Source organism: Pseudomonas sp. (assembly GCF_049645325.1).
Classification (GTDB): domain Bacteria; phylum Pseudomonadota; class Gammaproteobacteria; order Pseudomonadales; family Pseudomonadaceae; genus Aquipseudomonas.
In genome coordinates, this window is sequence record NZ_JBARTQ010000502.1 from 1 (window position 1) to 3,411 (window position 3,411).

Annotated in this window: 3 protein-coding genes and 3 tRNA genes; 4 read left to right on the forward strand and 2 right to left on the reverse strand. The window is 57.1% G+C overall.

Translation table 11 applies throughout. From position 1 onward, the window contains the following. Positions 1–12 precede the first annotated feature (12 nt). Positions 13–936, reverse strand: a complete 924-nt coding sequence (gene pbpG, locus WBB95_RS21425; RefSeq protein WP_424489394.1) for a D-alanyl-D-alanine endopeptidase — start codon at positions 934–936, stop codon at positions 13–15. Positions 937–1,259: 323 nt separating this feature from the next. Here pbpG and WBB95_RS21430 point away from each other — a divergent pair, with 323 nt between their 5' ends. Beyond that, positions 1,260–1,715 carry a hypothetical protein gene (locus WBB95_RS21430; RefSeq protein ID WP_424489395.1) on the forward strand — a complete coding sequence of 152 codons (456 nt, stop codon included), beginning with the start codon at positions 1,260–1,262 and terminating at the stop codon, positions 1,713–1,715. 115 nt (positions 1,716–1,830) lie between these two features. Here WBB95_RS21430 and folD read toward each other — a convergent pair whose 3' ends face one another. Next, positions 1,831–2,685, reverse strand: coding sequence for a bifunctional methylenetetrahydrofolate dehydrogenase/methenyltetrahydrofolate cyclohydrolase FolD (folD, locus tag WBB95_RS21435; RefSeq protein WP_424489396.1), 855 nt, complete (start codon positions 2,683–2,685; stop codon positions 1,831–1,833). A 275-nt stretch (positions 2,686–2,960) separates the two neighbouring features. On the opposite strand from folD, the gene WBB95_RS21440 reads away from it, so the two are divergent. The 3 genes from WBB95_RS21440 (at position 2,961) to WBB95_RS21450 (ending at position 3,286) form a co-directional block, all read left to right on the forward strand. Further along, a tRNA-Arg gene (locus WBB95_RS21440) sits at positions 2,961–3,037 on the forward strand. A 32-nt stretch (positions 3,038–3,069) separates the two neighbouring features. Then, positions 3,070–3,145, forward strand: a tRNA-His gene (locus WBB95_RS21445). A gap of 56 nt (positions 3,146–3,201) precedes the next feature. After that, a tRNA-Leu gene (locus WBB95_RS21450) sits at positions 3,202–3,286 on the forward strand. The last annotated feature ends 125 nt before the right edge of the window (positions 3,287–3,411 follow it).

Genomic DNA, 3,411 nt, shown 5'->3' on the forward strand with positions numbered 1-3,411 from the left:
GGACTGTGGTGCTTAGCGACGCACTTCTGCCGCGTTCGGGCGGTTCTTCAGGTTCTTGTCCGCCTTGTAGCGCAACGCCACATCCGGCACCGAACCACTCCGGCCGGTCTCGACCCAGTTGCGAATGCGCGTGGCATCGGCAAAGTGAGTGAATTTGCCGAATGCATCGAGGATCACCAGCGACACCGGGCGATTGCCCATGGTTGTCACCAGCACCAGGCAGTGGCCGGCCTGGTTGGTGAAACCGGTCTTGGTCAGCTTGATGTCCCAGCTGGCGCGGTTGATCAGGTGGTCAGTGTTGGAGAAACCCAAGGTGTAGTTGGGCTTGCGGAACGCCACGGTCTTTTCCTTGGTGGTACTCAATTGGCTGAGCATCGGGTATTTGCGCGCGGCGGCCAGCAGCTTGCTCAGGTCGCGGGCAGTCGACACGTTGTGAATCGACAGGCCGGTGGGCTCTACATAATGCGTGCTGGTCATGCCCAACGCCTTGGCCTTGGCGTTCATCGCCGCGATAAAGGCCGGGTAGCCGCCCGGGTAGTGGTGGGCCAGGCTGGCGGCCGCGCGGTTTTCCGAAGACATCAGCGCGATCAGCAGCATTTCCTTGCGCGGCATTTCGCTGCCGATTTTTACCCGGGAGAACACGCCTTTCATTTCCGGCGTGTCTTTGATGTTGATGTCGATGTACTCGTCCATGTTCTGTTTGGCTTCGAGCACGATCAAACCGGTCATCAGCTTGCTGACGGACGCGATAGGCACGACGACGTCGGGGTTGCTGGAATAAATGACTTTGTTGGTCTGCAAGTCGACCAGCATGGCGCTGCCGGATGCGATTTGCAGTTTGGAGGTATCACGCGGCGCCTGGGTGGATTCGGCGGCGTGTGCGAGAGTGCCTGTAAGTGCAAAAAATAGGCTGACAATAGAGAGACGAATTTTCACGCGGGTGAACTCGCTAAAAAAGTAGGGAAATACCGTTCTGGAACGGGTTATATGACAAATGCCGTTACATTTTAGGAGTATGGATCAGAAAGTGATAGAGGCCTTTAAATAAAGGCTGTAAGCCGATGATTGGTCAGGCTTGTATCGATTTTGTACCAATCATTGATTGTTCTATTTCTCCAGTTTCCAGCGCGTCCTTTTTGGTAGGGCGTCGGCCTCCAAACACCGCCCATGCACGATAGGTGTCCAAATGCCATCATTCGGATACAATGCGCGCCGGCCGATTTTCGGTCAAGCCAATGATGGCGATAGGGAGTGGTGAAATGGTTTTGCGTAAAGTGGCTGCTGGTATGGCGGCGGGGCTGGTGCTGGCACTCACGGGTTGTGCAAGTATCGTCAGCGACAGCAAGCCAAAGGTAGGCTTATATAGCCTGCCGACCCAAGCAAACTATGTGATTAAAGACAGCAAGGGCGGCGTGGTGGGCAAGGGTGTCACGCCTGGCACAGCCATCCTTGAGACCAGTCGTGGTTACTTTAAAAGCCAAAGCTACACCGTCACCTTCCAGAAGGATGGATACACCCAGACGACCGTTCCGTTGAAGTCTTCGGTGAGCGGCTGGTATTGGGGCAATTTGCTGATTGGCGGTTTGATCGGCATGTTGATTGTCGATCCGCTTACCGGCGCGATGTACACACTCCCAGACGACGCGACTGGCAAGCTGTCAGCGGTGGCTCTGCCTCCAGTGTCTGCGACTCCTGTGGCCGACGCCGCGCTTTAAATTTCGAACAAAAAAAGCCCGCGATCTGGATCGCGGGTTTTTTTACCATGAGCGGCTGCAAGTGAAGGGTGGCTCGCCAGTCAACAGCGAACCGGCCCTCCAGTGCGTCGGCTTATCAGTCGTGCAGCGTCTCTGCCGCATACAGCGTATTTTCCAACAGGCAGGCGCGGGTCATCGGGCCAACGCCGCCTGGCACCGGCGTGATCCAGCCGGCGCGGGGCAGGGCGGTTTCGTACACCACGTCGCCAACCAGTTTGCCGTCTTCCTGACGGTTGATGCCGACGTCGATGACGATCGCGCCTTCCTTGATCCACTCACCCTTGACCAGGCCCGGCTTGCCGGCGGCAACGACCACCAGGTCGGCGCGGCCGACGTGGCCGGCCAGATCCTTGGTGAAACGGTGGGTAACGGTCACGGTGCAGCCGGCCAGTAGCAGTTCCATCGCCATCGGGCGCCCGACGATGTTGGAGGCGCCCACCACCACGGCATCGAGACCGTACAGGTCGACACCGGTGCTTTCCAGCAGGGTCATGATGCCTTTGGGCGTGCACGGACGCAGCAGCGGGATGCGCTGGGCCAGGCGGCCGACGTTATAAGGGTGAAAACCGTCGACGTCTTTGTCGGGGCGAATGCGCTCCAGCAATTTGGACGCGTCCAAGTGTTCGGGCAGCGGCAACTGGAGCAGGATGCCGTCGATGTTCGGGTCATCGTTGAGGCCGTCGATCAGGTCGGTTAGGGCCTGCTGGGTGGTCTCGGAAGGCAGGTCGTAGGCTTTGGAGATAAAGCCGACCTCTTCACAGTCTTTACGCTTGTGCGAGACATAAACCTGAGAGGCAGGATCGCTGCCGACCAGGATCACCGCGAGGCCAGGCGTGCGCAGGCCTTGCAGGCGGCGCTCGGTGACTCGTTTGGCGATCTGCTGGCGCAGGCTGGCGGCGATTGATTTGCCGTCGATAAGTTGTGCAGTCATTACGCGTGATTAACCATCGAGAGGGGGAAGAAAAGTGCGCGCATTCTCGCACGCCAAGGCGTGAGGGCAAAGGCGCTTGGTCTGCAAATTGGCCTAACCCCTTAAATAAAATGAATTTTTTTCAAAAAAGATTTGACGGGTTTCCGGGGCGTCTATACTATTCGTCGCACTTGTCGGGCACAGCCTAGCACTGGTTAAGAAGGTCGAGCAGGATTGTTATTCTGTCAGGCTGGAAGCACTTAGTTTGTAATCCTCCAAGAGTACAGATTAATCAGGCGCCCGTAGCTCAGCTGGATAGAGCATCCGCCTTCTAAGCGGATGGTCGCAGGTTCGAGTCCTGCCGGGTGCGCCATTAGGCAGCTTTGGCACAAGTAGCGCTATATGGTGGGCGTAGCTCAGTTGGTAGAGCACGGGATTGTGACTCCCGTTGTCGAGGGTTCGATCCCCTTCGTCCACCCCATATTTAGAAAGGCGCCAGATTAATCATCTGGCGCCTTTGCTTTAAGAGCTTCAAGCGCGGATGTGGTGGAATTGGTAGACACACTGGATTTAGGTTCCAGCGCCGCGAGGCGTAAGAGTTCGAGTCTCTTCATCCGCACCAATTAAGCGTCATGCAGCCTTCGGGCGGCGTGAGGCCAGACAGAGAAGATGTTTGAGTTCTTTGTCGATGCAAGATGGTGGGCGTAGCTCAGTTGGTAGAGCACGGGATTGTGACTCCCGTTGTCG

Excerpts from the sequence above, each read along its gene's own strand:
- WBB95_RS21430 (WP_424489395.1), top strand. The coding sequence starts at position 1,260 with ATGGTTTTGCGTAAAGTGGCTGCTGGTATGGCGGCGGGGCTGGTGCTG.
- folD (WP_424489396.1), bottom strand. The coding sequence starts at position 2,685 with ATGACTGCACAACTTATCGACGGCAAATCAATCGCCGCCAGCCTGCGC.